The sequence below is a fragment of the Pseudomonas oplopanacis genome, assembly GCF_057128725.1.
In genome coordinates, this window is the sequence record NZ_JBSKHV010000013.1 from 63,881 (window position 1) to 88,317 (window position 24,437).

Below are 24,437 nucleotides of genomic sequence, written 5' to 3' on the forward strand. Positions count from 1 at the left end.
ACATGCTCAATCATTGTTCCACGCCACTGGAGACGCCCCTTGCCTGATACACGCCCACCCGTTCTTGACGAGATAGATCGCCAGTTGATCGCCGCCCTGCAAATCAACGCCCGCGAGAGCGTGGCCATGCTGGCCCGGCAATTGGGCATTGCGCGCACGACCGTCACCTCACGATTGGCACGCCTGGAAAAGACCCGGGTCATCACCGGTTATGGCGTGCGCCTCGGTCAGCGCGTGGTGGATGGCGGATTACAGGCGTACGTCGGGATTACCGTGCAACCGCGCTCGGGCAAGGAAGTGCTGCGTCGGCTCAGTGCGATGGCGCAGGTTCAGCAGTTGTGTGCGGTGAGTGGCGAATTTGATTATGTGGCGTGGCTGCGGACTGACTCGCCAGAGCAACTGGATCAGTTGCTGGATCAGATCGGCAGTGTCGATGGGGTGGAGAAGACGACGACGTCGATTATTTTGAGTAGCAAGATTGATCGGGGGCAGCCGGTTTAGCGTTCGGGTTTGGGCTGTTTGGCGACTGAACGCGCCTCTTCGCGAGCAGGCTCGCTCCCACAGGGATCGGGTTTTGTCAGATAGCAGGTATATATCGTCATTTTGATTGGTTTATTGGCAAAACGACGACACATTGCGTCTTATTAACGTGTTCTACGCTCACTAGAATGGCTGCCATCTTTTCCTATACTCAGACGCGCATCCCGCGTCGGGTCGCCAGCAAGGTCAGCCATGAACAAGAACAATCGCCATCCTGCAGACGGTAAGAAACCAGTCACCATTTTCGGTCCGGACTTTCCGTTCGCCTTCGACGACTGGATCGAACACCCGGCTGGCCTGGGCAGCATTCCTGCGCACAACCACGGTGCCGAAGTAGCGATTGTCGGCGCGGGCATCGCCGGTTTGGTGGCGGCCTACGAGTTGATGAAGATGGGCCTCAAACCCGTCGTCTACGAAGCCTCGAAGATGGGCGGTCGCCTGCGCTCCCAGGCGTTCAACGGGACCGATGGAATCGTCGCCGAATTGGGCGGGATGCGCTTCCCGGTATCGTCTACCGCGTTCTATCACTACGTCGACAAACTCGGCCTGCAGACCAAGCCTTTTCCGAACCCGCTGACGCCCGCATCGGGCAGCACGGTGATCGACATCGAAGGCAAAACCCATTACGCACAGAAACTGGCGGATCTTCCTGCACTGTTCCAGGAAGTGGCTGACGCCTGGGCGGATGCACTGGAAGCCGGTTCACAGTTCGCCGATATCCAGCAAGCGATCCGTGACCGTGACGTGCCGCGCCTCAAAGAATTGTGGAACACCCTGGTTCCGCTGTGGGACGACCGCACTTTCTACGACTTCGTCGCGACCTCAAAAGCCTTCGCCAAACTCTCGTTCCATCACCGCGAAGTGTTCGGCCAGGTCGGCTTCGGCACCGGCGGCTGGGACTCTGACTTCCCGAACTCGATGCTGGAAATTTTCCGGGTGGTGATGACCAACTGCGATGATCACCAGCACCTGGTCGTCGGCGGCGTCGAACAAGTCCCGCAAGGCATCTGGCGCCATGTGCCGGAACGCTGCGTGCACTGGCCCGAAGGCACCAGTCTCAAATCTTTGCACCGAGGCGCGCCGCGCTCCGGGGTTAAAAAGATCGCCCACGCCGCCGAAGGCCGTTTTGCGGTCACCGACAACAATGGCGACACCCGCGAATACGCTGCGGTGTTGACCACGTGCCAGAGCTGGCTGCTGACCACCCAGATCGAATGCGACGAAACCCTGTTCTCGCAAAAGATGTGGATGGCCCTCGACCGCACCCGCTACATGCAGTCGTCGAAGACGTTCGTGATGGTCGACCGCCCGTTCTGGAAGGACAAGGATCCGGAAACCGGCCGTGACCTGATGAGCATGACCCTCACCGACCGCCTGACCCGTGGCACTTATCTGTTCGATAACGGCGACGACAAGCCCGGCGTGATTTGCCTGTCGTACTCGTGGATGAGCGACGCGCTGAAAATGCTCCCGCACCCGGTGGAAAAACGCGTGAAACTGGCGTTGGACGCGTTGAAAAAGATCTACCCGAAAGTCGACATTGCCGCGCGCATCATCGGCGATCCGATCACTGTGTCGTGGGAAGCCGACCCGCATTTCCTCGGGGCTTTCAAAGGCGCCCTGCCCGGCCATTACCGCTACAACCAGCGCATGTACGCGCATTTCATGCAGGACGACATGCCGGCCGAACAGCGCGGGATTTTCATCGCCGGTGACGACGTTTCGTGGACGCCGGCCTGGGTTGAAGGCGCGGTGCAAACCTCGCTCAACGCGGTGTGGGGCATCATGAAACACTTCGGCGGTGAAACTCACGCCGAGAACCCGGGTCCAGGTGATGTGTTCAACGAGATCGGTCCGATCGCCTTGCCTGAGTAAGAGGAATCCGAAATGCGCGTAGCCCTTTACCAATGTCCACCGCTGCCCCTGGACGTCGCCGGCAATCTGCAACGCCTGCATCAATTGGCGCTGGAGGCCAAAGGTGCCGACCTGTTGGTGGTGCCGGAGATGTTCCTGACCGGCTACAACATCGGCGTCGATGCGGTCAGCGTCCTCGCCGAGGTGTACAACGGTGAGTCGGCGCAGCAGATTGCGCGCATTGCCAAGACTGCCGGGATTGCCATTTTGTATGGCTACCCGGAGCGCACCGAGGACGGGCAGATCTACAACGCCGTGCAGTTGATCGACGCCCACGGCGAGCGGTTGTGCAACTACCGCAAGACGCACTTGTTCGGCGACCTCGATCACTCGATGTTCAGCGCCGGGCAGGATGATTTTCCGCTGGTGGAACTCAACGGCTGGAAACTTGGCTTCCTGATTTGCTACGACATGGAGTTCCCGGAAAATGCCCGGCGCCTGGCCCTGGCCGGTGCCGAGCTGATCCTGGTGCCGACGGCGAACATGATTCCCTTCGACTTCGTCGCAGACGTCACCGTCCGCGCCCGCGCTTTCGAGAATCAGTGCTACGTTGCCTATGCCAATTACTGCGGCCATGAAGGCGAGATGCACTACTGCGGCCAGAGCAGCATTGCCGCACCGGATGGCAGTCGCATCGCTCAGGCCGGCCTGGATGAAGCGCTGATTGTCGGCGAACTGGATCGTCAATTGATGGCCGACTCACGGGCCGCCAATCGCTACTTGATCGATCGTCGTCCCGAGCTTTACGGCGACCTTAACAAGCGCTAATCCCCTGTAATCCGCTAGCATTAGCGCTTCTCTGTACTGGAAGTGCTCATGCCTGCGCTGAATCACCCTCGCCCCCACACTGAAACCCTGGCCAATGGCTTGCGGGTGACGTTGCGTCATGCCCCGAATTTGAAGCGCTGCGCGGCGGTACTGCGTGTTGCGGCGGGCAGTCACGATGTGCCACTGGCGTGGCCCGGTCTGGCGCATTTTCTGGAGCATTTGCTGTTTCTGGGGACGGAGCGATTTCCGACCGGGCAAGGGCTGATGGCCTACGTTCAGGGTCATGGCGGTCAGGTCAACGCGCGGACCAGTGAGCGCACCACCGACTTCTTTTTCGAGCTGCCACCTCAGGCGTTTGCCGGTGGGCTGGAGCGTCTGTCAGACATGCTCGCTCATCCGCGTATGAATGCGGACGATCAGTTGCGGGAACGGGAAGTGCTGCACGCGGAATTCGTCGCCTGGTCGCTGGATGCGGTGGCGCAACAGCAATTGGCGTTGTTCGATGGGCTTTCGCCGACTCATCCCTTGCGCGGGTTTCATGCTGGAAATCGTGACAGCCTGCCAGTGCAGCAGCCCGAGTTTCAGCAAACGTTGCAGGATTTCCATCAGCGGTTTTACCAGACCGGGCAGATGACACTGAGCCTGGCCGGGCCGCAGAGTCTAGATCAACTGCGTGAGATGGCTCAGCGTTTTGGCACCGGGATTCCCGTCGGGCAACGAGTCCCGCAACACGCACCTGAAGCGCTGGTGAACTCGTCGGAAAAAACTTATCAACAGGCTGGCGAGCGCCGGCTCGATCTTCTGTTCGCGTTCGAAGCGTTACCAGAGTCATCGCCTGAGGCTCTGGCGTTTCTGTGCCATTGGCTGAACGCCGTGAAACCTGGCGGACTGGTGGCGACACTGCGAGAACGGGGCCTGGCGGACAGCCTGAAAGCTGCGCCGCTGTATCAATTCGCCGGGCAAGCCTTGCTGCACGTCCAGTTCATCACTTCTCAATCGAAAAGCCTGATTGGCCAAACGCTTCTCGACTGGCTGGGCTTTTTTGCCTCCCATCAAGACTGGGCCGGCTTGCGCGAAGAATACGCCGCCCTGGTGCAACGCCAGCAGCAGGTCAGCGGTGCCTTGCAAATGGCTCAGTGGGACGCCGAGCAACTGGAAACAGGGTTATCCGAACAGGGCGTTGTAGCGCTGAAAGACATCCTGAACAAAATCGGTGCTGTGGATAACTTCAGCAGCGAATGGCAACTGCCGACGCCTAATCCGTTTATACGCAGCGAAGCGCCCGCGGCCAATGCCGGGCTGATTCGCGGGCAGACCAGCAAACACCGTGGCCTGCGCACGTTTGCCCAGGACCGCTCACGCAGTCGGCGCGAAAACTCCCCGATGCAATTTAGTTCGGTGCTGCCAGATAACACCGATGAAGGGGCGATTTATCTGCGCTGGAAACTCGACTTCACACCTCTCGCCAGTCTTCAGTCGACATTGGAGAACCAGTTGAAGCCCTTGCGCGAAGATGCGCGTCAGGCGGGTGTCGACTTTTCCTTCAGCGCTTCAGGCAATGAATGGCTGTTGAAGATGACGGGGCTACAGGCACCGATGCCAACTGTCCTCGAACACGCCTTGAAAGAGCTGACAACACACGGATGCTCACAGGATGAACCGCCAAGCGCCCCATTGATGCCGATCAAGCAACTGCTGAAGTCGCTGCCTGGTCTTTGTCTTGAAGCCGCTGCTGACTCAGGGGATTTGCAGCAGCTTTGGTCGAGCGCGCGCTGGGAAGGCCTGGCCGTTGGCCTGTCGGCGCAGACCCAAGCGGCGATGGGTTTGGCGCTGAGCCGCGTGCCCGGTGTTGCGGTTCAACCATCGTCGCCGCCCTCGATCAACGCGCAGCGCCTGTGGACAACTGTCGATACCGACTCCAGCGAAAACGCGCTGTTGCTGTTCTGTCCGACTGCCACCCAGGACATCGCCGACGAAGCCGCCTGGCGCTTGCTCGCGCACCTGTGCCAGACGCCGTTCTACCAGCGCCTGCGGGTCGAGCTGCAACTGGGCTATGCCGTGTTCAGCGCACTGCGCCAGATCCATGGGCAGGCCGGGATTCTGTTCGGCGTGCAATCACCGAGCGTTGCACCGGCAGGTTTGCTGGAACACATCGAACACTTTCTAAGCGACTTGCCAGGAATGATCGAAGGCTTGGACGAGGCGACATTCACCGCCCACCGTCAGTCTTTGGCGGAGCAATTCGACCTGAACGCCCTTCCCGTCCCACAGGCAGCCGAACTGCTCTGGCAGGGCAAACTGGCTGGCCACTCGTCGGATTATCTGGAGCGTCTGCCTCAGACAATTCTGCTGATCGACCGCGATGCACTATTGGACGCGGTAAAGCGATTGAATCGAGCGCTCGGTGGATGGCGCTGCCTGGCCAGCGGCCCAAGCCCGAGTGCGGTTTGGCAAGTGACAAAATGATCATTACAGGCGCTGCAATTAGCTTTCTCAAAGTTTCACGGGCAACCGCGCTGTAATTTTGAGTAACATAGCAACCTAACTATCTGAACATCTCCGGCTGGAGGTGGACTATATGTATAGACCTCAACTGTCCCATCACCTGAAGGAGCGCTCCCATGTCCTGGTCCAAACCCGCTTACACCGACCTGCGTATCGGCTTTGAAGTCACCATGTACTTCGCAAGCCGCTAATCTTTTTGTATCGCAGTGCCAACGCCTCGGCTCGCCGAGGCGTTTTTATTTTCAGTTTTCGTATGATGGAGCGGCCATGTTTGTCCAGATTCTAGGTTCCGCCGCTGGCGGCGGTTTCCCCCAGTGGAACTGCAACTGCGTGAACTGCGCCGGTTTTCGCGATGGCAGCCTGAACGCCAAGGCGCGGACCCAGTCGTCCATCGCCATTTCCGATGATGGCGTGAACTGGGTGCTGTGCAACGCTTCGCCAGACATTCGCGCCCAACTCCAGAGTTTCGCCCCGATGCAACCGGGTCGGGCCCTGCGCGACACCGGCATCAGCGCGATCATCCTGATGGACAGTCAGATCGATCACACCACCGGCCTGCTCAGCCTGCGCGAAGGGTGTCCGCATCAGGTCTGGTGCACTGACATGGTCCATGAAGATTTGAGCACCGGTTTTCCGCTGTTCACCATGCTGACCCACTGGAACGGCGGGCTGGACTGGAACCGGATCGAGCTCGATCGCAGTTTCACCATTGCGGCCTGCCCGAACCTGCGTTTCACGCCGCTGCCGCTGCGCAGCGCAGCCCCGCCCTATTCGCCACACCGCTTCGATCCGCACCCCGGCGATAACATCGGCCTGATCGTTGAAGACCTGAGCACTGGCGGCAAGCTGTTCTACGCGCCGGGCCTGGGCAAGGTCGACGCGCCGCTGCTGGAGATCATGGCTGGCAGCGATTGCCTGCTGGTGGACGGCACGATGTGGGACGACGACGAAATGCAGCGCCGTGGTGTCGGCACCCGCACCGGTCGGGAAATGGGCCATCTGGCGCAGAACGGTCCCGGCGGCATGCTGGAAGTGCTGGAGCAATTGCCCGAGCAACGCAAGGTGCTTATCCACATCAACAACACCAATCCGATTCTGGATGAGGATTCGCCGGAACGTGCCGAGCTGGTTCGGCGGGGTGTTGAAGTGGCGTATGACGGCATGAGTATTGTGTTGTAGCTGACAGCCAATTCGCGAGCAGGCTCGCTCCCACAAGGGGACCGCATTCCAATGTGGGAGCGAGCCTGCTCGCGAAGGCGTCAGACCAGACACCAAAGAATCCACCGGTAGTACCCGGAGAACCGCAATGACTGACACCCCAATGTCCCCCGCCGAATTCGAGGCCGCCCTGCGCGCCAAAGGCGCCTATTACCACATCCATCACCCCTACCACGTGGCGATGTATGACGGTCGGGCGACGCGCGAGCAGATCCAGGGCTGGGTCGCCAACCGCTTCTACTATCAAGTGAACATCCCCCTGAAAGACGCCGCGATCCTCGCCAACTGCCCAGACCGCGAAATCCGCCGCGAGTGGATTCAGCGTTTGCTCGACCACGACGGCGCCCCCGGCGAAGACGGCGGCATCGAAGCCTGGCTGCGGCTTGGCCAGGCGGTTGGACTCGACCCGGATCAACTGCGCTCCCAGGAACTGGTCCTGCCCGGCGTGCGGTTCGCCGTCGATGCCTACGTCAACTTCGCCCGCCGGGCCAGTTGGCAGGAAGCCGCCAGCAGTTCCCTGACCGAACTGTTCGCGCCACAGATCCACCAATCGCGCCTCGACAGCTGGCCGCAGCACTACCCGTGGATCGACCCGGCCGGCTACGAGTATTTCCGCACTCGCCTGGGCCAGGCGCGGCGCGATGTGGAACACGGTCTGGCGATCACTTTGCAGCATTACACGACGCGGGAAGGCCAGGAGCGCATGCTGGAAATTCTCCAGTTCAAACTGGACATTCTTTGGAGCATGCTCGATGCCATGAGCATGGCCTACGAACTGAAACGCCCGCCGTATCACAGCGTGACCGAACAACGGGTCTGGCACAAAGGAATCACCTTATGAGTTTCGACCGCAGCAAGACCCCAATCTGGCGTACCGGCTACCGTTTCCAGTACGAACCGGCGCAGAAAGGCCATGTGCTGCTGTACCCGGAAGGCATGATCAAACTCAATGAAAGCGCCGCGCTGATTGGCGGCTTGATCGACGGCGAACGCGATGTCGCCTCGATCATTGCCGAACTGGACGCGCAGTTCCCCGGCGTGCCCGAGCTCGGTGAAGACATCGAGCAATTCATGGAGGTCGCCCGTGCTCAGCACTGGATCGAACTTGCCTGATTCTGCGTCAGGCACGTTACCGCCCAAACCGGAAATCGGCCTGCCGCTGTGGTTGCTGGCCGAACTGACCTACCGCTGCCCGCTGCAATGCCCGTACTGCTCCAATCCACTGGACTTCGCCGAGCAAGGCAAAGAGCTGAGCACCGAGCAGTGGATCAAGGTGTTCCGCGAAGCGCGGGAAATGGGCGCGGCGCAGTTGGGCTTTTCCGGTGGTGAGCCGCTGGTGCGCCAGGACCTCGCCGAGTTGATTGCCGAGGCGCGCAAGCTGGGTTTCTACACCAATCTGATCACCTCCGGCATTGGCCTGACCGAGCAGAAAATCAGTGATTTCAAGAAGGCCGGCCTGGACCACATCCAGATCAGCTTTCAGGCCAGCGATGAGCAGGTGAACAACCTGCTGGCCGGCTCGAAAAAAGCCTTCGCACAGAAGCTGGAAATGGCCCGTGCGGTGAAGGCTCACGGCTATCCGATGGTGCTGAATTTCGTGACCCATCGGCACAACATCGACAAGATCGACCGCATCATCGAGCTGTGCATCGCACTGGAAGCAGACTTCGTCGAACTCGCCACTTGCCAGTTTTACGGCTGGGCGCAGCTTAACCGGGTCGGCCTGTTGCCGACCAAGGAACAACTGGTCCGCGCCGAACGCATCACCAATGAATACCGCGCCAAGCTGGAAGCCGAAGGGCATCCGTGCAAGCTGATTTTCGTCACGCCGGACTATTACGAAGAGCGCCCGAAAGCCTGCATGAATGGCTGGGGCAGCATCTTCCTGACGGTCACGCCGGACGGCACCGCCCTGCCCTGCCACGGCGCCCGGCAAATGCCGGTGCAGTTTCCCAACGTGCGCGACCACAGCATGCAGCACATCTGGTACGACTCGTTCGGCTTCAATCGTTTTCGCGGTTACGACTGGATGCCCGAGCCCTGCCGCTCCTGCGACGAGAAAGAAAAGGACTTCGGCGGCTGTCGCTGCCAGGCGTTCATGCTCACGGGCGATGCGAGCAATGCCGACCCGGTGTGCAGCAAATCCGAACATCACGGCGTGATCCTCAAGGCCCGCGAAGAAGCCGAGCACGCGACCCAGACCATCGAACAACTGGCCTTTCGCAATGAACGAAACTCACGCCTCATCGCAAAAAGCTGAGCCCTTCAGCGCGGCTAAAGCCGTCGCTGCCGGTGTCGACTTTGCCGAGTTGCAGGTCGGCCGCAACGGCTTGTTCTGGAACGAGTACCGACCTGAAGACGGCGCCTGCCGGATCTGGCATTGGCGCGATGGCCAGGCACATTGCCTGACACCCGCGGGTTTCAGCGTGCGCAGTCGGGTGTACGAATACGGCGGTGGCGCGTTTTGCCTGACCGATGACGGGATAGTGTTCGTCAACGAGGCGGACCAGCAGCTGTATCGGCAATCGCTCACAGGCGAGCCTTTGTTGCTGACGTCGGGCGAGTGCCGTTTTGGCGATCTGCAATTCGCCCACGGCCAGGTTTTGGCGGTTGAAGAAAACCGCGACCGGCATCGATTGGTGGCGATTGATGTGAAGGACGGCACGCGTCATCTGCTGGCAGAAGGTGCCGACTTCTACGCGGCGCCAACCCTGAGCCCAGACTCGCAACGCCTCGCGTGGATCGAGTGGAGCCGCCCCGATCAGCCCTGGACCGCGACGCGGCTGATGGTTACCGAACGTCTAAACGATGGCGGGTTTGCCTCGCCGCGCTGCGTGGCTGGCGAGGGTATTCAGGAGTCACTGCAACAGCCTCGATTCGATGACAGCGGTCGACTGCTTTGTCTGACGGACCGTGGCGGTTTTTGGCAGCCATGGGTGGAATCTGCAGACGGTTTGCGCCCGTTGCCCTGCGCCGCAGCGGATCACGGGCCGGCGCCTTGGCAACTCGGAGGTTGCACCTGGTTGCCTTTGGGTAAAGATGATTACCTGGCCAGTTGGACCGAAGAGGGTTTTGGCCGACTGGGTCTTTGCGGTGAGACCGTCGAAGATTTCACCGGTGCCTACAGTCGCTTCCGCCATCTGGCGCTGGATGAGCGATTCATTTACTGCATCGCCGCATCGCCAGTCAGTTCGTCAGCGGTGATCGCCATCGACCGCTCCAACCGGCGGGTCCAGGTACTGGCCGGCGGGATTGCACCGTTACCAGCCGCGCAGATCAGCGTCCCGCAAACCCTGCGCTACCCGAGCGGTTCAGGTGAAGCCCACGGTTTCTTCTATCCAGCGATGACCGGGGATGCAAAGCCGCCACTGGTGGTGTTCATTCATGGCGGCCCCACATCGGCGTGCTACCCGATGCTCGATCCGCGTATTCAATACTGGGCACAACGCGGCTTTGCCGTGGCCGATCTCAACTACCGAGGCAGCAGCGGCTATGGCCGGGCCTATCGCCAGGCACTACATTTGAGCTGGGGCGACGTCGATGTGGAAGACGCCTGCGCAGTGGTCGCCCATCTCGCCGAACGTGGATTGATCGACGGTAAAAAAGCGTTTATTCGCGGCGGCAGTGCCGGTGGCTATACGACCCTGTGTGCGCTGGCGTTTCAGAAAGTTTTCCGCGCCGGCGCCAGTTTGTATGGCGTCAGCGATCCCGTGGCATTGGGACGCGCAACGCACAAGTTCGAAGGCGATTATCTGGACTGGCTGATCGGCGATCCTTTGGAGGACGCCGAGCGCTATGCCGCGCGAACGCCGCTGCTGCATGCGGGCAACATCAGCGTGCCGGTGATTTTCTTTCAAGGGGAACTGGACGCTGTGGTCGTGCCGCAACAGACCCGTGACATGGTTACGGCGCTGCAGGACAACGGCGTTCTGGTTGAAGCGCATTACTACGCCGACGAACGCCATGGCTTTCGCAAGGCTGGCAATCAGGCCCATGCGCTGGAGCAAGAGTGGTTGTTTTATCGGCGGGTGATGGAGCGTGGGGACTGAAGCCCGAGATCAATCCGGAAATTGTGGCGTCACCTTCGCGAGCAGGCTCGCTCCCACATTGGATCTTAGGCGTACAGAAATCCCTGTGGGAGCGAGCCTGCTCGCGAAAGCGATCTACCTGACGCCGCCAAACTCAACGCTTGGCGATGATGTAAACCGCATGCACGATCCCCGGAATATAACCGCACAACGTCAGCAGAATATTCAGCCAGAACGCGCCGGCGAAACCGACTTGCAGAAACACACCCAATGGCGGCAACAGAATGGCGATGATGATTCGAATAAAGTCCATGGGGCAGCTCCTGATTGGAAGTGGCTCGTGTGAGCCCTACAGTTAATCGACCTGTGCCGTTCGTCAGGGTTCAGTCCCTTCCCCCCGTCAGCCAAAACTTCGCGGTGCATTGCACACAAAAAAAACGCCCCACGCGAAAGAATCAAACGTGGGGCGATGCGTTATTACCGCGAGACGGTTCTGGAATCTGTGTGGGAAAGGGTCGGTCAGACCGCAATCCCTTTACGGCACTGCAATTGTGCGGTGCGCACACGGGAGAAGGCGCGGGTCAGGCGCAGAAGCATTTCGTCGATGTTGGCGTTGCTGACCGTCAGCGCGGGGGTGAAGCGCAAGCAGTCGGGTTGCGGGGCGCTGAGTGACAGGCCTTCGTACAGCGCGGCACTGACCACGGCGTCAGCCGAATCGTCCGACAGCGTCAGCCCCCAAAGCAGCCCTTGCCCACGCAATTCGCCGTGGCCATACCGGTGAGCCAGGCGCCCGAGGCCTTCACGCAGGTGCTGCCCGGTTTCCCTGACATGCTCGAGAAACCCCTTGTCCTGCACGCTGTCGAGTACCGCCAGCCCGGCCGCCGTCATCAAGGCATTGCCGTGATGAATACCGCTCAGGTCGCCCACGTCGAAACAGCAGGCCTTGCCTCGCGCCAGCAACGTAGCGAGCGGCACGCCACCGCCCAATCCTTCGCCGAGGACGACGATATCTGCCCGAACGCCGTAGGACTGTTCGGCGAGCAATGTGCCGCAACGCCCGATACCGGTTTGCACTTCGTCGAGAATCAGCAGAATCCCCAGCTCACGACACAGGCGTTCCACACCCTTGAGGTAATGCTCGGTAGCCGGGATTACTCCCGCCGCGTTCTGGATCGGTTCAAGCATGATTGCTACGGTCCGGGCGTCGACCGCTGCATGCATTGCCACAAGATCATTGAAGGGAACAGGGTGCAAATCCGCCTTCGTTCCGAAACGACGGTCAAGGCAGCCGTTGCCGGCAACGACGATGCGTGAAGCTCCACCGCGATAGCGCTGGCCCCACTGACACGCCAGTTTGATTGCCGCGTCACACGCTTCGCGGCCGCTGTTGAGCAAGTACGCCTGATCACTGCCAGTGGCGGTGCAGAGGCGCCCGGCAAGGTTGAGCATGCCGCGATTGTGCACAGCAAAACCGGGATTGATCAGTGATTGAGCCTGTTGCGAAATCGCCTGGACCAATACTGAGGGGCTGTGCCCCAAGCTGTTGACCCCGCCACCTTGCGTGAAATCCAGGTAAGCGCGGTCATCGCTGTCCCATAACCAGGAGCCTTGGCCACGCACGAAAATCTGTTTCGGCCGCTCGACGCTGGGCATCAGGTACTCGCTGGAAAGGTTGTCGCGGTGGGACGGCTGGAAAGTGTCCACAGCAAGGTCATCAAGACACGGCGGATTACGCCGCAAATTGAACAGGTTCATCCAGAAAAACCTCGATTGAGGTTTTTTGCCTTACCTATGTAAACGCCTTCGGCGAAAACGGTATTCATCGCGTTCTATGGCCCTGTAAGCCTTGTGAATGCGGTTAGACTAGGCGCTTGCACGGCCTTGAGCCATTTCGATTTCCCAGCATTTTCGATAAGCATCCCTTATGGATTTCAAGCAACTGCGTTATTTCGTCGCGGTCTACGAAGAAGGCCACGTCGGCCGGGCTGCCGAGCGGCTTTCAATCTCCCAACCGGCGTTGTCCCAGCAGATCCGGCACCTCGAACAGAACCTTGATGTGAGCCTGTTTGAGCGCAGCAGCAAACGCCTGCTGCCCACCCTGGCCGCTCATACTTTGTACAACCATGCAGTGCCATTACTCGACGGCATGCAGCGGGCGCGCGAGGCATTGGGCAATTTCAAGGGACAGGCGCTGCGCACACTGGCCATCGGTGTACTGCAAACCGTACACACCAGCCTGGTGCCGCAGATGCTTGAGCGGGTACGCAAGGCTCAACCGCATCTGGTGGTGCAGATCTACGAACTGACCGGGCTGGAAATCGAGCGACGCCTGCTTAACGGCTCGCTGGACATCGGCATCAGCTACCTGCCGCCGCGCCAGCCAGGGTTGCATGGCGTGATGCTGTACGAAGATGAACTGACCCTGGTCATCCCTGCCGATCATCCGCTGCGAGAGTTCAAGAAAGTCTCCATGAGTCAGGCCGCCGAGTTGCCGATGCTGTTGCTGGGAGAAGAGTTCCAGGTGCGACAGATCTGGCAGACGCAACTGGCCAACCTTGGCAGGCGCCCACAGGTACAGGCGGAGTTGAACAACATGGCGGGGATTCTCGACAGCCTGCCACATACCCGACTGGCGACTGTGCTGCCCGGACGCTCGCAAAAGGCGCTCGGCAATAACGAACTGCTGTGGAAACCGCTGACTGAGCCGCGAGTGCCGCTGAAAGTCGGATTGGTCTGCCGGGATGTACAGCGGCAACAGACCTCGCTGGCCTTGTTACGCACGCTGTTGGAGGAAGTGATGAACGGGCCCGATGAACGCTTGAACCGCTCGAAAACCCTCGACGGACTGAGCTGAGCACTTTTCTGCGGGCAAAAGAAAACCCCGCCGAAGCGGGGCTTTGCAGACTGTTTCCCTGACATCCATTTCACTCCGCCGTCCTGGCAGAATCCTACGTGTCCGTGTTGTTGCTTTGCGCTTCCTGCGCGACGTCCATGTGAAGTAGATTAGCTGTGGATCCAATCTACGCCTATGGGAAAACAGCAGCACGCCATGTAAGAGAATGCTTACATGACGTCACATTTGTCAGAACTGCGCAGCGTCGAGCAAGAACAGGGACTCGCTACCGGCCTTCACCGACGCGCTCAACGAGTGAATGCGTGGCAGCAGACGGGCGAAATAGAAGCGCGCCGTGCCCAGCTTGCTGGCGTAGAAATCGTCCTGTGTTTCTTTACCCAACGCGGCTTTGGCCATCAACGCCCACATGTAGGCGTACGCCACGTAACCGAAGGTTTGCAGGTACTCGACCGATGCCGCGCCGATTTCATTCGGGTTGTTTTTCGCGCGGTCGAGCAACCAGGCGGTCAGCTCGTCGAGGGTGGTCACGGCGTCGTTCAGCGGCTTGGTGAACTCGGCCAGATCGGCGCTGGCCGTCGCGGTGAAGTGACGGATCTCGTCAGCGAACAGGTTGTAGAACGCCCCGCCGGTGCCGACGATCTTGCGCCCGACCAGGTCCAGCGCCTGAATGCCGTTGGTGCCTTCGTAGATCTGCGTGATGCGCACGTCGCGCACCAGTTGTTCCTGGCCCCACTCACGGATGTAACCGTGGCCGCCGAACACCTGTTGGCCGTGGACCGTGGTTTCCAGACCGAGGTCAGTCAGGAACGCCTTGGCCACCGGGGTCAGCAACGCCACCAGGTCTTCAGCGCGTTTGCGGGTGGTCGCGTCTTCGCTGAATTTGGCGGTGTCCAATTGCATGGCCACGTAAGTCGAAAACGCACGACCGCCTTCGTTCGAGGCTTTCATGGTCAGCAGCATGCGACGCACGTCCGGGTGGACGATGATCGGGTCGGCGACTTTGTCTTTGTTCTGCGCGCCAGTCGGCGAACGGCTTTGCAGACGGTCGCGAGCGTATTCAACGGCGTTTTGATAGGAGCGCTCGCCAGTCGCGAGGCCCTGGATACCGACGCCCAGACGCTCGTAGTTCATCATGGTGAACATCGCCGCCAGGCCCTTGTTCGGCTCGCCGACCAGGTAACCGATGGCTTCGTCGAAGTTCATCACGCAGGTCGCGGACGCCTGGATGCCCATCTTGTGTTCGATCGAACCGCAGTTCGCCGGGTTACGTGCGCCGAGGCTGCCGTCGGCGTTGACCATGAACTTCGGCACCAGGAACAGCGAAATACCTTTCGGACCGGCCGGCGCGTCCGGCAGCTTGGCCAGCACCAGGTGAATGATGTTTTCGGTCAGGTCGTGCTCGCCACCGGTGATGAAGATCTTGGTGCCGCTGACTTTGTAGGAACCGTCGGCCTGAGGTTCAGCCTTGGTGCGGATGATCCCCAGGTCAGTACCGGCGTGTGGCTCGGTCAGGCACATCGAACCGGCCCAGACGCCGGCGTACATGTTCGGCAGGTACGCGGCTTTCAGCTCGTCACTGGCGTGGGCGTTGATCGACAGGCAGGCGCCGGCGGTCAGCATCGGGTACAGACCGAACGACAGGCTGGCGGAGTTGACCATTTCTTCGACCTGAGCCGAAACAGCCTTGGGCATGCCCATGCCGCCGTAGGTCGGATCACCACCCACGCCGACCCAACCGCCTTCAGCGTAAGTCTGATAAGCCTGTGGGAAACCTGCCGGCGTGGTGACGGCACCGTCCGCCCAATGGCAACCTTCTTCGTCAGCTGCACGGCTCAGGGGCGCGATGCTTTTGCTGGTGACCTTGCCGGCTTCTTCAAGAATGGCTTCGACGGTTTCCGCATCGACGGTCTCGGCCAACGCGGGCAGCTCGGCCCAGAGTTTGGTGACCTCGAAAACTTCATTGAGAACGAAGCGCATATCGCGCAGGGGCGCTTTGTAGTCAGCCATGGCAAACCTCGCAAGATCTAAACAGGTGATTCGTAGGAGTGGTGCAGTCGTTGGGTCCGAGTGTAACCCAACAACTTTTACGACACATAGGGTCAGCCCATGACCGTTTTGTAATGATTGGTCACTGACCATTTGGTCATAAAAAAGCCCGCAGTGACGCGAGCTTTCTTTGTTACTCATTTTAAAAGACTAAAGCGCAAACAACTCCGCTGGCAGCTTCATCAGGCAATCACTGCCCGCCTCGATGGCTGCCCGATGAGCGGCAGTACGCGGCAGCAAACGCTTGAAGTAAAACTCGTTGGTCGCGAGTTTGCCCTGGCAATAATCGGCCTCGCCGCTGCCCGCATCGAGTTGCGCCTGAGCCACCAGCGCCATGCGCAGCCATAGATAGCCGAGAATGATGTAACCGCTGTACATCAGGTAATCCACCGACGCAGCGCCGACTTCGTCGGCATTCTTCATCGCGGCCATGCCGACTTGGGTGGTCAGTTCGCCCCACTGCTGATTCAGTGTGTTGAGTTGCGCTACGTAGCTACCGAGCTGCGGGTGTTCAGCGTTCGCCGCACAGAACTTATGGACGATCTTGGTGAAACCACGCAGCAGCTTACCCTGACTGCCGAGCACTTTGCGCCCGAGCAAATCCAGCGCCTGAATACCGTTGGTGCCTTCGTAGATCGGCGCGATCCGGCAGTCGCGGACCAACTGCTCCATGCCCCATTCACGAATGAACCCGTGCCCGCCAAACACCTGCATGCCGAAGTTGGTCACTTCCAGCCCGGTATCGGTCATGAAGGCTTTGCAGATTGGCGTCAGGAAGGCCAGCAGGTCTTCGGCATCCTGGCGCGCGCTTTCATCCGGGCTCAGATGCGCCACGTCCAGCAACTGCGCGGTGAAGTAAGTCAGTGCGCGGTTACCTTCGTTGAAGGCTTTCATGGTGAGCAACATCCGGCGCACGTCAGGATGGACGATGATCGGGTCGGCGGCTTTCTCTGGCGCTTTCGGGCCCGTCAGCGAACGCATTTGCAGGCGGTCGTTGGCGTATTTGATCGCGCCTTGAAAGCTCGCTTCGCCCAGACACAATCCCTGCATCCCGGTGCCGAGGCGCGCATGGTTCATCATGGTGAACATGCAGTTCAGGCCTTTGTTCGGCTCCCCGATCAAGAAACCCTTGGCGCCATCGAAGTTCAGGACGCACGTCGCCGAAGCCTTGATGCCCATTTTGTGTTCGATCGATCCGCAGGAAACGCCATTGCGCTCGCCCGCCTCGCCCTCGGTATCGGGCAGGAATTTAGGCACGATAAACAGCGAGATGCCGCGGGTGCCGGCCGGCGCGTCCGGCAATTTCGCCAGCACCAGATGAATGATGTTGTCGCTCATGTCGTGCTCGCCGGCCGAGATGAAAATCTTGCTGCCGGAGATCGCGTAGCTGCCATCGGCTGAAGGCACGGCGCGGGTCTTGATGATGCCCAGGTCAGTACCGCAATGGGCTTCAGTCAGGCACATGGTGCCGGTCCATTGGCCCGCGGTGAGTTTGCTCAGGTAGGTGTTTTTCTGTTCTTCAGTGCCGTGGGCGTGGATCGCCGACATCGCGCCGTGAGTCAGGCCCGGGTACATGCCCCAGGAAGTGTTGCTGGAACCGACCATTTCGCTGATCACCAGCCCCAACGAACTCGGCAAGCCCTGGCCGCCGTACGCGGGGTCCGCCGCCAGACCGTGCCAGCCGCCCTCGACGTATTGTGCGAAAGCTTGCTTGAAGCCTGTAGGCGTCGTTACCACGCCATTGTCGAAATGGCAGCCCTCTTCGTCGCCGCTGCGATTCAACGGGGCCAGAACGTTCTCACAGAACTTCGCGCCTTCTTCGAGGATGGCGTTGATCATGTCCGGGCTGGCCTCGGTGGCGCCCAGCGCAGCGTAGTTGCTGTGGAAGTCGAAGACGTGGTCGATCAGAAAGCGCATGTCGCGCAGGGGAGCTTTGTACTCAGGCATGGTCGTTACTCCGTCAGCAGATGCTTCAAACCTACTGCCGGGCACCACGCCTCACAATCACAGTCCAGACGCTGAATGCGCCATCATCACTCAACCCGCAGCGGCGTCCATTCGCACGGCGCCACGTCGGGTCTGACCGAACGCCACCACGCAGTTTCGTCCGGCACCCTTGGCGCTGTAGAGCGCTTCGTCCGCCGATTTGAGAACCTTTTCAGGGGTGCGCTGCTCCACGCGTTCGGCGACGCCGATGCTGACCGTGACTGACACACTCGAAGCACCCGGGCCCGAGCGGCGCTGACGACCTTGCTGGTCGTCCTGAGGCCGGTTGTCCTGATTGCGCAGCTGAATATTGTAGGTGGCGATGGATTCGCGGATGACTTCCAGGTGCGGCATGCACTCTTCGAGCGTCTTGCCTGCGAACACCAACGCAAATTCCTCACCGCCATAGCGATATGCCCTACCGCCACCGCCGATTTTCGACAGTTTGCTGGCGACCAGTCGCAGCACCTGGTCGCCGACATCGTGACCGTGGGTGTCGTTGAATTTCTTGAAGTGATCGACGTCGCTCATGGCCAGCACGTAATTACGCCCCAAGCGCTGCATCCGCTCGTTCAAGGCGCGACGGCCCGGCAGACCGGTGAGTTCGTCGCGGAATGCCATTTGATAGGCCTCATGCGCGACCGCTGCGGCAATCATCAGCATCACCTGACTGCACATGATGTTCAGGGTAAACGGAAGAATGAAGGTTTTCGGCAGCGCCCAGAACAACCCGAGCAAACCCACCAGTTGCGCGGCGTGCAACGGTCGCGGGTTGCGCCAGTATTGCCAGCTCAGCAACAGGAACGAAGCGATGAACACCGGGTAAGCCAGCTGAATCAGGCTCATCCAGGCGCCATGCAGTGCCGGCCAGCGGATTTCCGACAACCACATCAGCAACGCTTGTGGGTAACTCTGCTCCAGTCCCAACGCGACACTGCCGACGGCCAGCAATACCGCGAAGCGCGCGACCATGTCTTGAAACAGGTGCGTGCGCTCCTGCCAGGCCGCGAAAACGCCGAACAACAGCGGCAGCAACAGGCAACACAAATGGAAAACCACGGCGGCGTCTTCGCGGACTTTGCCGTTGTCGCGGTAATAGTCGGTCTGGGTGTCGAGCAAAAAGTAGGCGATGTACACCGTGACCATCAGAAACAGCTCGCGCTGACGTCGGTAAACCGCGCAATACGCACCGCCGAGCAACAGCACCAACGTCGGCAGGACGTTGAACAGCGAAGTGAAGAAAACGTTCAGATCCTTGATGTAGGCAGCCGCAAGCCCCGCAAGTAAAAGCAGTAACGACGGTAGGAAATGGCTGAAACGTACAGCGGAAGAACGCGGCAAGGGTAAAGCTCCGACCGTCATGACAATAGATGGCATTGTGCCCACCTACTGTAACGGCAGAAACCTCGACTTACTGAGCGAAATGTCAGGTTTTTTTAGCGGGTGCGTGACTGGCCGCAAACAGCGCGGCCGGTCACATCAGTCCATCAGAGATCGTTGTAGAACGGCAAGAGTGGCCCTTCCGTAGCCGGGCGCCCTTCCGCACCGACCGGTTTGAGTGTAATCAGCGCATCTGCCGCTTGTCGGGTGGTGATTTTCGGACTGACCGGCTTCAACGTCACGGCGTTTTCATCACCGATATGGCCTTGTGGAATGACCAGCGATGGATGATCGAAAGGCGCCTGTTCCCAGGCCACGCGCTGATCGGTCAGCCCGACTTCCATGAACTTGACCAGTGCGTCCACTTCATCAGGCGTCAGGTTCAGGGCGGTCATGTCCGGATCAAGGTTGGAGGTGTTGTGCTGATTCACACTTGGATGATCGAAGCCGCTGGTGTTGTTCGCTTCCGAGCCGCGCCGGTCACCACCGCGGTTGTAGAACTCGACGACCTGCCTGAGTGTCGAGCGGCTGCCGTTGTGGAAGTACGGCCCGGTCAGCGCGATGTTGCGCAGCGTTGGGGTTTTGAAAGCGCCATCCACCGCATCGTGGAAACCGACGTTGGGTTTGAGCGTCGAATCGCAGGGCAATCCCGCACTCAACAGCGCTTCGAAGGTGCACACATCCACGTCCAGCGGATCCGGCACATTGATGCCCTGCAACTGGGTGTTGTATTCGCGAGTGAACGCCAGCGGGTTGCCCCATGCGTCGGACCCACCGAGCCCCAGGTCTTCCGACGTCGGGCGCACACCGGTGTTGTAGAAACCGTTGTCGTACAGCGCGGTGAGGTTGTCAGCCATCAGCATCCGTTCGATCCGCTCACGGGGATGGAACAGCAACCGGCTGGCAGCGTTGGTCAACTCCGCTCCGCCGTGACAATTGACGCACTTGCCCTTGCCGAGGAACAGGTTCATCCCTTCGACCTGCTGTGCATTCATCGCCTGCTGATTGCCTTGCAAGTAGGCATCCACGGGGGCCTGGTCGGAGACCAGGGTGGATTCGTACATCTGAATCGCCAGCCCGAAGAACAGCGGGAAGTTGGCCTCCATCTGGGTGTACGGCGCGCCGCCGAGCGAAACCTGTTGCGTGGCGTTCCATAGCCGAGGCTGGAAAGCGGCCTTGATCAATTCTCTGTAGGTCGGACGGCGGGCGCCGGAAACCGGGCCCAGCACAGAGTCGGTGGATGAAATCCGCTGCTGCTTGAGCATCAGCGAGTCGAGCATGCGTCGGCCAATGTCGGCGAAGGTGCGCCCGCCGCAGGACATTTCCACGGGGCTGCCCGGTGGGCCAACAGCCTGCGAGGCGGCAGAGGCATCGTTGAGGGCCAGCCGAACCTTGGTGGCCACCCCGCTGCGATCGCTGGTGACGAAGATCCCGGCATCGGGGTCGCGATTGCCGAACGGCGAAAAGCCGTTGAACACGTTATTGGCCCGTCCGTCCCAGAAGTTACGCACGTTGAACGCGGCGTTGATCACCGTCGGGGCATTGCGTCCGGTGCTGCGCCGCACGTTGATACCGCCGACCTGAAACACGCCGTCCGGTTGCTGCGTGCATTTGTCGAAGCGCGGCTGATTCGGTTTGACGAAGTTGGCATCGAATACCCCTTGCGAGCCGACCACATCGTCGGTCGAGTAGACAATCGCCGAGTTGCGATCCAGCGGATCGGCCAACACGTGGGTCGGAAAATCGGTTTTCTTCAACGTGTAGTTCGGGCCGCCCTTGCCGGCGGACAGGGTCGCGTAGGAAGGAACGTCGCCGGGAATATCGGAGGCTACAAACGGCTTGTTGAAGATCGATGAAACGTTGGCATGGGTGCTGGCCTGGCCCGGGTTGATCTGGTTGGTGATCCGGTGATCGACACCCGCATGAAAGTGGCAGGATGCACACGCCGTGGAGCCATCGCTACCGATCTCCATGTCCCAGAACAGTGCCTTGCCCAGCAGAACCGCCGCCGAGCGATTAAGCACATAGTCGGTCATCAGGTCGACCTTGCGCCCGCCTTCGGTGCCGGAAGGGTCAGGCGGGATCAGGCCGTGCAGCGTCTGCAGGGAAGGGACTTCCGGCACGGGCAGATCAACTTCTGCCGCCGTCGCCGCGAATGCATGTTTGGCGGGCAGACTGATAACGAGCAGCCCGCAGACGATCACGCAGGGCAGACGGACAGTTCGAACAAAAAGGCTCAAGTTCACCATGATGACACCCCGATTCAGTGATGGAGTTGCCGGGCATGAGGCGTCACTCAACTGGCAAAGTTAGACTTTGTCGTTGCCGAAGTTGAAACGCTACGGAAGGCACCGTGGCAGGCGCTTAATTGAACTGTAGCTGTTACAAAAGATTTCAACAGCAGAAATACAAATTAATTTTGAACTTTTATTCAAGCCTCAACTTTGGTGTAAATCCCCCATTACCGGGGGGCAATTCCCCAGCCACGGAAGGCCTCACGGCCATAGCCCAAGCGCCTGCGAGGCCTTCCGTTTTGGCCCCGCAATTGCAAAACAAGTTATTTTACTTATTTAATACTGAAAAAAATTTGCCCACGTTAGTTAATTGAAGACAAAGGCACTAGTTGCAGTATCGGCGACTACTTATTGTTTGTATAAAGCAAAAAAAAACCGCCACTCCCGAAGGAGCGGCGGCTTTTTTGAAGCACTGCGTTAAGGCTTAGTAGCCCAGATCGAAGTTCTCTTCTTTCATGTCCATCAGGTTGTTGGCGCCCGACAGCATGGTTGCAACGTGAGTGCGGGTACGCGGCAGGATGCGCTGGAAGTAGAAGCGCGCAGTCTGCAACTTGGCGGTGTAGAACGCCTCTTCGGAAGTGCCGGCAGCCAGTTTCTCGGCAGCCAGGCGCGCCATGTCAGCCCAGAAGTAGGCCAGGCAGGCGTAACCGGAGTACATCAGGTAGTCCACGGAGGCCGCGCCGACTTCTTCGCGATCCTTCATGGCCGCCATACCGACCTTCATGGTCAGCTCGCCCCATTCTTTGTTCAGTGCAGCCAGCGGTGCGACGAACTCTTGAACCGCTTCGTTGCCTTCGTTGGTCTGGCAGAACTTGTGGACGATCTTGGTGAAGCCTTTCAGGGCCTCGCCTTGGGTCATCAGCACTTTACGGCCCAGCAGGTCGAGTGCCTGGATACCGGTGGTGCCTTCGTACAGCATCGAGATGCGGCTGTCGCGAACGTTCTGCTCCATGCCCCACTCGGCGATGAAGCCGTGGCCGCCGTAGATTTGTACGCCGTGGTTGGCCGATTCAAAACCAACTTCAGTCATGAAGGCTTTGGCGATTGGCGTCATGAAGGCCAGCAGTGCGTCGGCTTTCTTTTTCTCTTCTTCATCCACGCCGTACTTGACGATGTCGACTTGCTTGGCAGTGAAGTAAACCATTGCACGGTTGCCTTCGGCGAATGCCTTCATGGTCAACAGCATGCGACGTACGTCTGGGTGAACGATGATCGGGTCAGCTGCTTTTTCCGGCGCTTTCGGGCCAGTCAGGGAGCGCATTTGCAGACGATCGCGAGCGTATTTCAGGCCGCCCTGGAAGCCGATTTCAGCATGGGCCAGGCCTTGCAGTGCGGTACCCAGACGTGCGGTGTTCATGAAGGTGAACATGCAGTTCAGGCCTTTGTTCGCCGGGCCGATCAGGAAGCCGGTGGCCGCGTCGAAGTTCATCACGCAAGTGGCGTTACCGTGGATGCCCATCTTGTGTTCCAGGGAACCACAGCTCACCGCGTTGCGAGCGCCGATCGAACCGTCCGCGTTCGGCATGAACTTCGGCACGATGAACAGCGAAATGCCTTTGGTGCCAGCCGGTGCATCCGGCAGGCGGGCCAGTACGATGTGGACGATGTTGTCGGCCATGTCGTGTTCACCGGCCGAGATGAAGATCTTGGTGCCGGATACTTTGTAGGAACCGTCGGCCTGAGGTTCGGCCTTGGTGCGCAGCATGCCCAGGTCGGTGCCGCAGTGCGGTTCGGTCAGGCACATGGTGCCGGTCCACTCGCCGGAAACCAGTTTGGTCAGGTACGCGTCTTGTTGCTCAGGCGTGCCGTGTTCGGAAATGGTGTTCATCGCGCCATGGGACAGGCCTGGGTACATGCCCCACGACCAGTTGGCTTCGCCAACCATTTCGCTCACAGCCAGACCCAGAGACTCCGGCAGGCCTTGGCCACCGTGCTCTACGTCGTGCGCCAGGCTAGGCCAGCCGCCTTCAACGAATTGTTTGTAGGCTTCTTTGAAACCCGTCGGGGTTTTAACGCCGGACTCACTCCAGGTGCAGCCTTCGGTGTCACCCACGCGGTTCAGCGGAGCCAGTACCTGCTCACAGAACTTGGCGCCTTCCTCGAGAATGGCGTCAACCATGTCCGGAGTTGCGTCCGCACAAGCCGGAAGGCTCTGATAGTGCGCTTCGTAGCCGAGCAGTTCGTCACGAACGAAGCGAATATCACGCAAGGGGGCCTTGTAGTCAGGCATAGCGATAAACCTCTGCTGATGTAACCGGGAATGAACGACCGCGTGGATTTGTTGTGGCGGTCAAACAGTTGTTTGAAACATACGTTTACGCCCAAATCTTGTCAAGCGTCGATCTTGGGCCGTTTGTCATCGACTCAGCGATCTGCCGGACACGCAGCAGCGCACCACCGATGCTCAAGCAAAGGTGCCGTGTAGAAAAGATTAGTTGAGGGAGAAGGACTTACGCAGAAAAACGCCGCGAAAAGTCGCGGCGTTCCAGAAGCGGTTTCAGCGAGGGATCAAGCGAATGTATCGATCAACGTTCCGAGCATTTCGTCTGAAGCCTTGGCAACTTTAGCGCCCGCTTCCACCTGGAATTTGCCTTGAGTCATCTCGATGACATTGCTGGTCAGGTCGGATCGCTGACTGCGATCAACCGAACGCAGGCGATCCACCTGAACTTCGGAAGACTGGCTGGTCACCGAACGCTCAATGGTGTTATTGGCGATCTGCCCGGCGGCTTGATCGACGCGGTTCTGCCCTGTCTGAATGGTGCTCAGACCCGCATAAAAAGCAGTGTTACCTGAAATCTGCATGGGAGAACTCGTCCGGCAAGGGGATCAATAGCGGGCATTGAATCAGACATGATGGCAAAACGCCCGATAAAAACACTAATGGCACAGTGCCTTGTGATA

At 59.6% G+C, this 24,437-nt stretch carries 19 protein-coding genes; 11 read left to right on the plus strand and 8 right to left on the minus strand.

Annotated features, from left to right (window positions below; all coding sequences use genetic code 11):
• Positions 1-39 precede the first annotated feature (39 nt).
• The 10 genes from ACWKV5_RS22965 (at position 40) to ACWKV5_RS23010 (ending at position 10,994) form a co-directional block, all read left to right on the plus strand.
• Positions 40-501: an Lrp/AsnC family transcriptional regulator gene (locus ACWKV5_RS22965; RefSeq protein WP_027926714.1), complete on the plus strand. Its 462-nt coding sequence runs from the start codon at positions 40-42 to the stop codon at positions 499-501.
• A gap of 231 nt (positions 502-732) precedes the next feature.
• Positions 733-2,415: a flavin monoamine oxidase family protein gene (locus tag ACWKV5_RS22970; RefSeq protein ID WP_483843107.1), complete on the plus strand. Its 1,683-nt coding sequence runs from the start codon at positions 733-735 to the stop codon at positions 2,413-2,415.
• Between the two features lie 12 nt (positions 2,416-2,427).
• Positions 2,428-3,222 (plus strand): carbon-nitrogen hydrolase family protein, encoded by a 795-nt coding sequence (locus ACWKV5_RS22975; protein ID WP_483843108.1) that lies wholly within the window; start codon positions 2,428-2,430, stop codon positions 3,220-3,222.
• Between the two features lie 48 nt (positions 3,223-3,270).
• Positions 3,271-5,688 (plus strand): pyrroloquinoline quinone biosynthesis protein PqqF, encoded by a 2,418-nt coding sequence (gene pqqF, locus ACWKV5_RS22980; protein ID WP_483843109.1) that lies wholly within the window; start codon positions 3,271-3,273, stop codon positions 5,686-5,688.
• 155 nt (positions 5,689-5,843) lie between these two features.
• Positions 5,844-5,918, plus strand: coding sequence for a pyrroloquinoline quinone precursor peptide PqqA (pqqA, locus tag ACWKV5_RS22985; RefSeq protein ID WP_009045898.1), 75 nt, complete (start codon positions 5,844-5,846; stop codon positions 5,916-5,918).
• Positions 5,919-5,994: 76 nt separating this feature from the next.
• Positions 5,995-6,906, plus strand: a complete 912-nt coding sequence (gene pqqB / locus ACWKV5_RS22990; protein WP_483843110.1) for a pyrroloquinoline quinone biosynthesis protein PqqB — start codon at positions 5,995-5,997, stop codon at positions 6,904-6,906.
• 127 nt (positions 6,907-7,033) lie between these two features.
• A complete protein-coding gene (pqqC, locus tag ACWKV5_RS22995) occupies positions 7,034-7,786 on the plus strand; it encodes a pyrroloquinoline-quinone synthase PqqC (protein WP_483843111.1) in 753 nt (250 codons plus the stop codon).
• The gene (gene pqqD, locus ACWKV5_RS23000; protein ID WP_483843112.1) at positions 7,783-8,058 is read left to right on the plus strand and encodes a pyrroloquinoline quinone biosynthesis peptide chaperone PqqD; all 276 of its coding nucleotides are present in this window, start codon (positions 7,783-7,785) and stop codon (positions 8,056-8,058) included. Before pqqC ends, pqqD begins: the two co-directional genes overlap by 4 nt.
• Positions 8,051-9,205 (plus strand): pyrroloquinoline quinone biosynthesis protein PqqE, encoded by a 1,155-nt coding sequence (pqqE, locus tag ACWKV5_RS23005; RefSeq protein ID WP_177327636.1) that lies wholly within the window; start codon positions 8,051-8,053, stop codon positions 9,203-9,205. The genes pqqD and pqqE overlap by 8 nt, the downstream gene beginning before the upstream one ends.
• A complete protein-coding gene (locus ACWKV5_RS23010; protein ID WP_483843113.1) occupies positions 9,171-10,994 on the plus strand; it encodes a S9 family peptidase in 1,824 nt (607 codons plus the stop codon). The genes pqqE and ACWKV5_RS23010 overlap by 35 nt, the downstream gene beginning before the upstream one ends.
• Before the next feature lie 133 nt (positions 10,995-11,127).
• Here the strand turns inward: ACWKV5_RS23010 and ACWKV5_RS23015 are convergent, their stop codons facing one another.
• A complete protein-coding gene (locus ACWKV5_RS23015; RefSeq protein WP_007904205.1) occupies positions 11,128-11,286 on the minus strand; it encodes a YqaE/Pmp3 family membrane protein in 159 nt (52 codons plus the stop codon).
• Between the two features lie 206 nt (positions 11,287-11,492).
• Positions 11,493-12,728, minus strand: a complete 1,236-nt coding sequence (locus tag ACWKV5_RS23020) for an aspartate aminotransferase family protein (protein WP_483843114.1) — start codon at positions 12,726-12,728, stop codon at positions 11,493-11,495.
• Positions 12,729-12,897: 169 nt separating this feature from the next.
• Between ACWKV5_RS23020 and ACWKV5_RS23025 the strand changes: the two genes are divergently transcribed.
• A complete protein-coding gene (locus ACWKV5_RS23025; RefSeq protein ID WP_483843115.1) occupies positions 12,898-13,827 on the plus strand; it encodes a LysR family transcriptional regulator in 930 nt (309 codons plus the stop codon).
• A gap of 228 nt (positions 13,828-14,055) precedes the next feature.
• Here ACWKV5_RS23025 and ACWKV5_RS23030 read toward each other — a convergent pair whose 3' ends face one another.
• From ACWKV5_RS23030 to ACWKV5_RS23055, 6 genes are all read right to left on the minus strand, one after another.
• Positions 14,056-15,834 (minus strand): acyl-CoA dehydrogenase C-terminal domain-containing protein, encoded by a 1,779-nt coding sequence (locus tag ACWKV5_RS23030; RefSeq protein WP_483843116.1) that lies wholly within the window; start codon positions 15,832-15,834, stop codon positions 14,056-14,058.
• 189 nt (positions 15,835-16,023) lie between these two features.
• Positions 16,024-17,820: an acyl-CoA dehydrogenase C-terminal domain-containing protein gene (locus tag ACWKV5_RS23035; RefSeq protein WP_483843117.1), complete on the minus strand. Its 1,797-nt coding sequence runs from the start codon at positions 17,818-17,820 to the stop codon at positions 16,024-16,026.
• Positions 17,821-17,910: 90 nt separating this feature from the next.
• Entirely contained in the window at positions 17,911-19,200 is a 1,290-nt protein-coding gene (locus tag ACWKV5_RS23040) for a GGDEF domain-containing protein (RefSeq protein ID WP_123433066.1), read from the minus strand.
• A gap of 146 nt (positions 19,201-19,346) precedes the next feature.
• On the minus strand, positions 19,347-21,488 hold the full coding sequence (locus ACWKV5_RS23045) for a cytochrome-c peroxidase (protein ID WP_483843118.1): 2,142 nt from the start codon (positions 21,486-21,488) through the stop codon (positions 19,347-19,349).
• 469 nt (positions 21,489-21,957) lie between these two features.
• Positions 21,958-23,763 (minus strand): phenylacyl-CoA dehydrogenase, encoded by a 1,806-nt coding sequence (locus ACWKV5_RS23050; RefSeq protein WP_123433064.1) that lies wholly within the window; start codon positions 23,761-23,763, stop codon positions 21,958-21,960.
• 278 nt (positions 23,764-24,041) lie between these two features.
• Entirely contained in the window at positions 24,042-24,338 is a 297-nt protein-coding gene (locus ACWKV5_RS23055) for a pyrroloquinoline quinone biosynthesis protein PqqE (protein WP_483843119.1), read from the minus strand.
• Between the last annotated feature and the right edge of the window lie 99 nt (positions 24,339-24,437).

Excerpts from the sequence above, each read along its gene's own strand:
- ACWKV5_RS22970 (WP_483843107.1), top strand. The coding sequence starts at position 733 with ATGAACAAGAACAATCGCCATCCTGCAGACGGTAAGAAACCAGTCACC.
- ACWKV5_RS22975 (WP_483843108.1), top strand. The coding sequence starts at position 2,428 with ATGCGCGTAGCCCTTTACCAATGTCCACCGCTGCCCCTGGACGTCGCC.
- pqqF (WP_483843109.1), top strand. The coding sequence starts at position 3,271 with ATGCCTGCGCTGAATCACCCTCGCCCCCACACTGAAACCCTGGCCAAT.
- pqqB (WP_483843110.1), top strand. The coding sequence starts at position 5,995 with ATGTTTGTCCAGATTCTAGGTTCCGCCGCTGGCGGCGGTTTCCCCCAG.
- pqqC (WP_483843111.1), top strand. The coding sequence starts at position 7,034 with ATGACTGACACCCCAATGTCCCCCGCCGAATTCGAGGCCGCCCTGCGC.
- pqqD (WP_483843112.1), top strand. The coding sequence starts at position 7,783 with ATGAGTTTCGACCGCAGCAAGACCCCAATCTGGCGTACCGGCTACCGT.
- ACWKV5_RS23010 (WP_483843113.1), top strand. The coding sequence starts at position 9,171 with ATGAACGAAACTCACGCCTCATCGCAAAAAGCTGAGCCCTTCAGCGCG.
- ACWKV5_RS23015 (WP_007904205.1), bottom strand. The coding sequence starts at position 11,286 with ATGGACTTTATTCGAATCATCATCGCCATTCTGTTGCCGCCATTGGGT.
- ACWKV5_RS23020 (WP_483843114.1), bottom strand. The coding sequence starts at position 12,728 with ATGAACCTGTTCAATTTGCGGCGTAATCCGCCGTGTCTTGATGACCTT.
- ACWKV5_RS23025 (WP_483843115.1), top strand. The coding sequence starts at position 12,898 with ATGGATTTCAAGCAACTGCGTTATTTCGTCGCGGTCTACGAAGAAGGC.
- ACWKV5_RS23030 (WP_483843116.1), bottom strand. The coding sequence starts at position 15,834 with ATGGCTGACTACAAAGCGCCCCTGCGCGATATGCGCTTCGTTCTCAAT.
- ACWKV5_RS23035 (WP_483843117.1), bottom strand. The coding sequence starts at position 17,820 with ATGCCTGAGTACAAAGCTCCCCTGCGCGACATGCGCTTTCTGATCGAC.
- ACWKV5_RS23045 (WP_483843118.1), bottom strand. The coding sequence starts at position 21,488 with ATGGTGAACTTGAGCCTTTTTGTTCGAACTGTCCGTCTGCCCTGCGTG.
- ACWKV5_RS23050 (WP_123433064.1), bottom strand. The coding sequence starts at position 23,763 with ATGCCTGACTACAAGGCCCCCTTGCGTGATATTCGCTTCGTTCGTGAC.
- ACWKV5_RS23055 (WP_483843119.1), bottom strand. The coding sequence starts at position 24,338 with ATGCAGATTTCAGGTAACACTGCTTTTTATGCGGGTCTGAGCACCATT.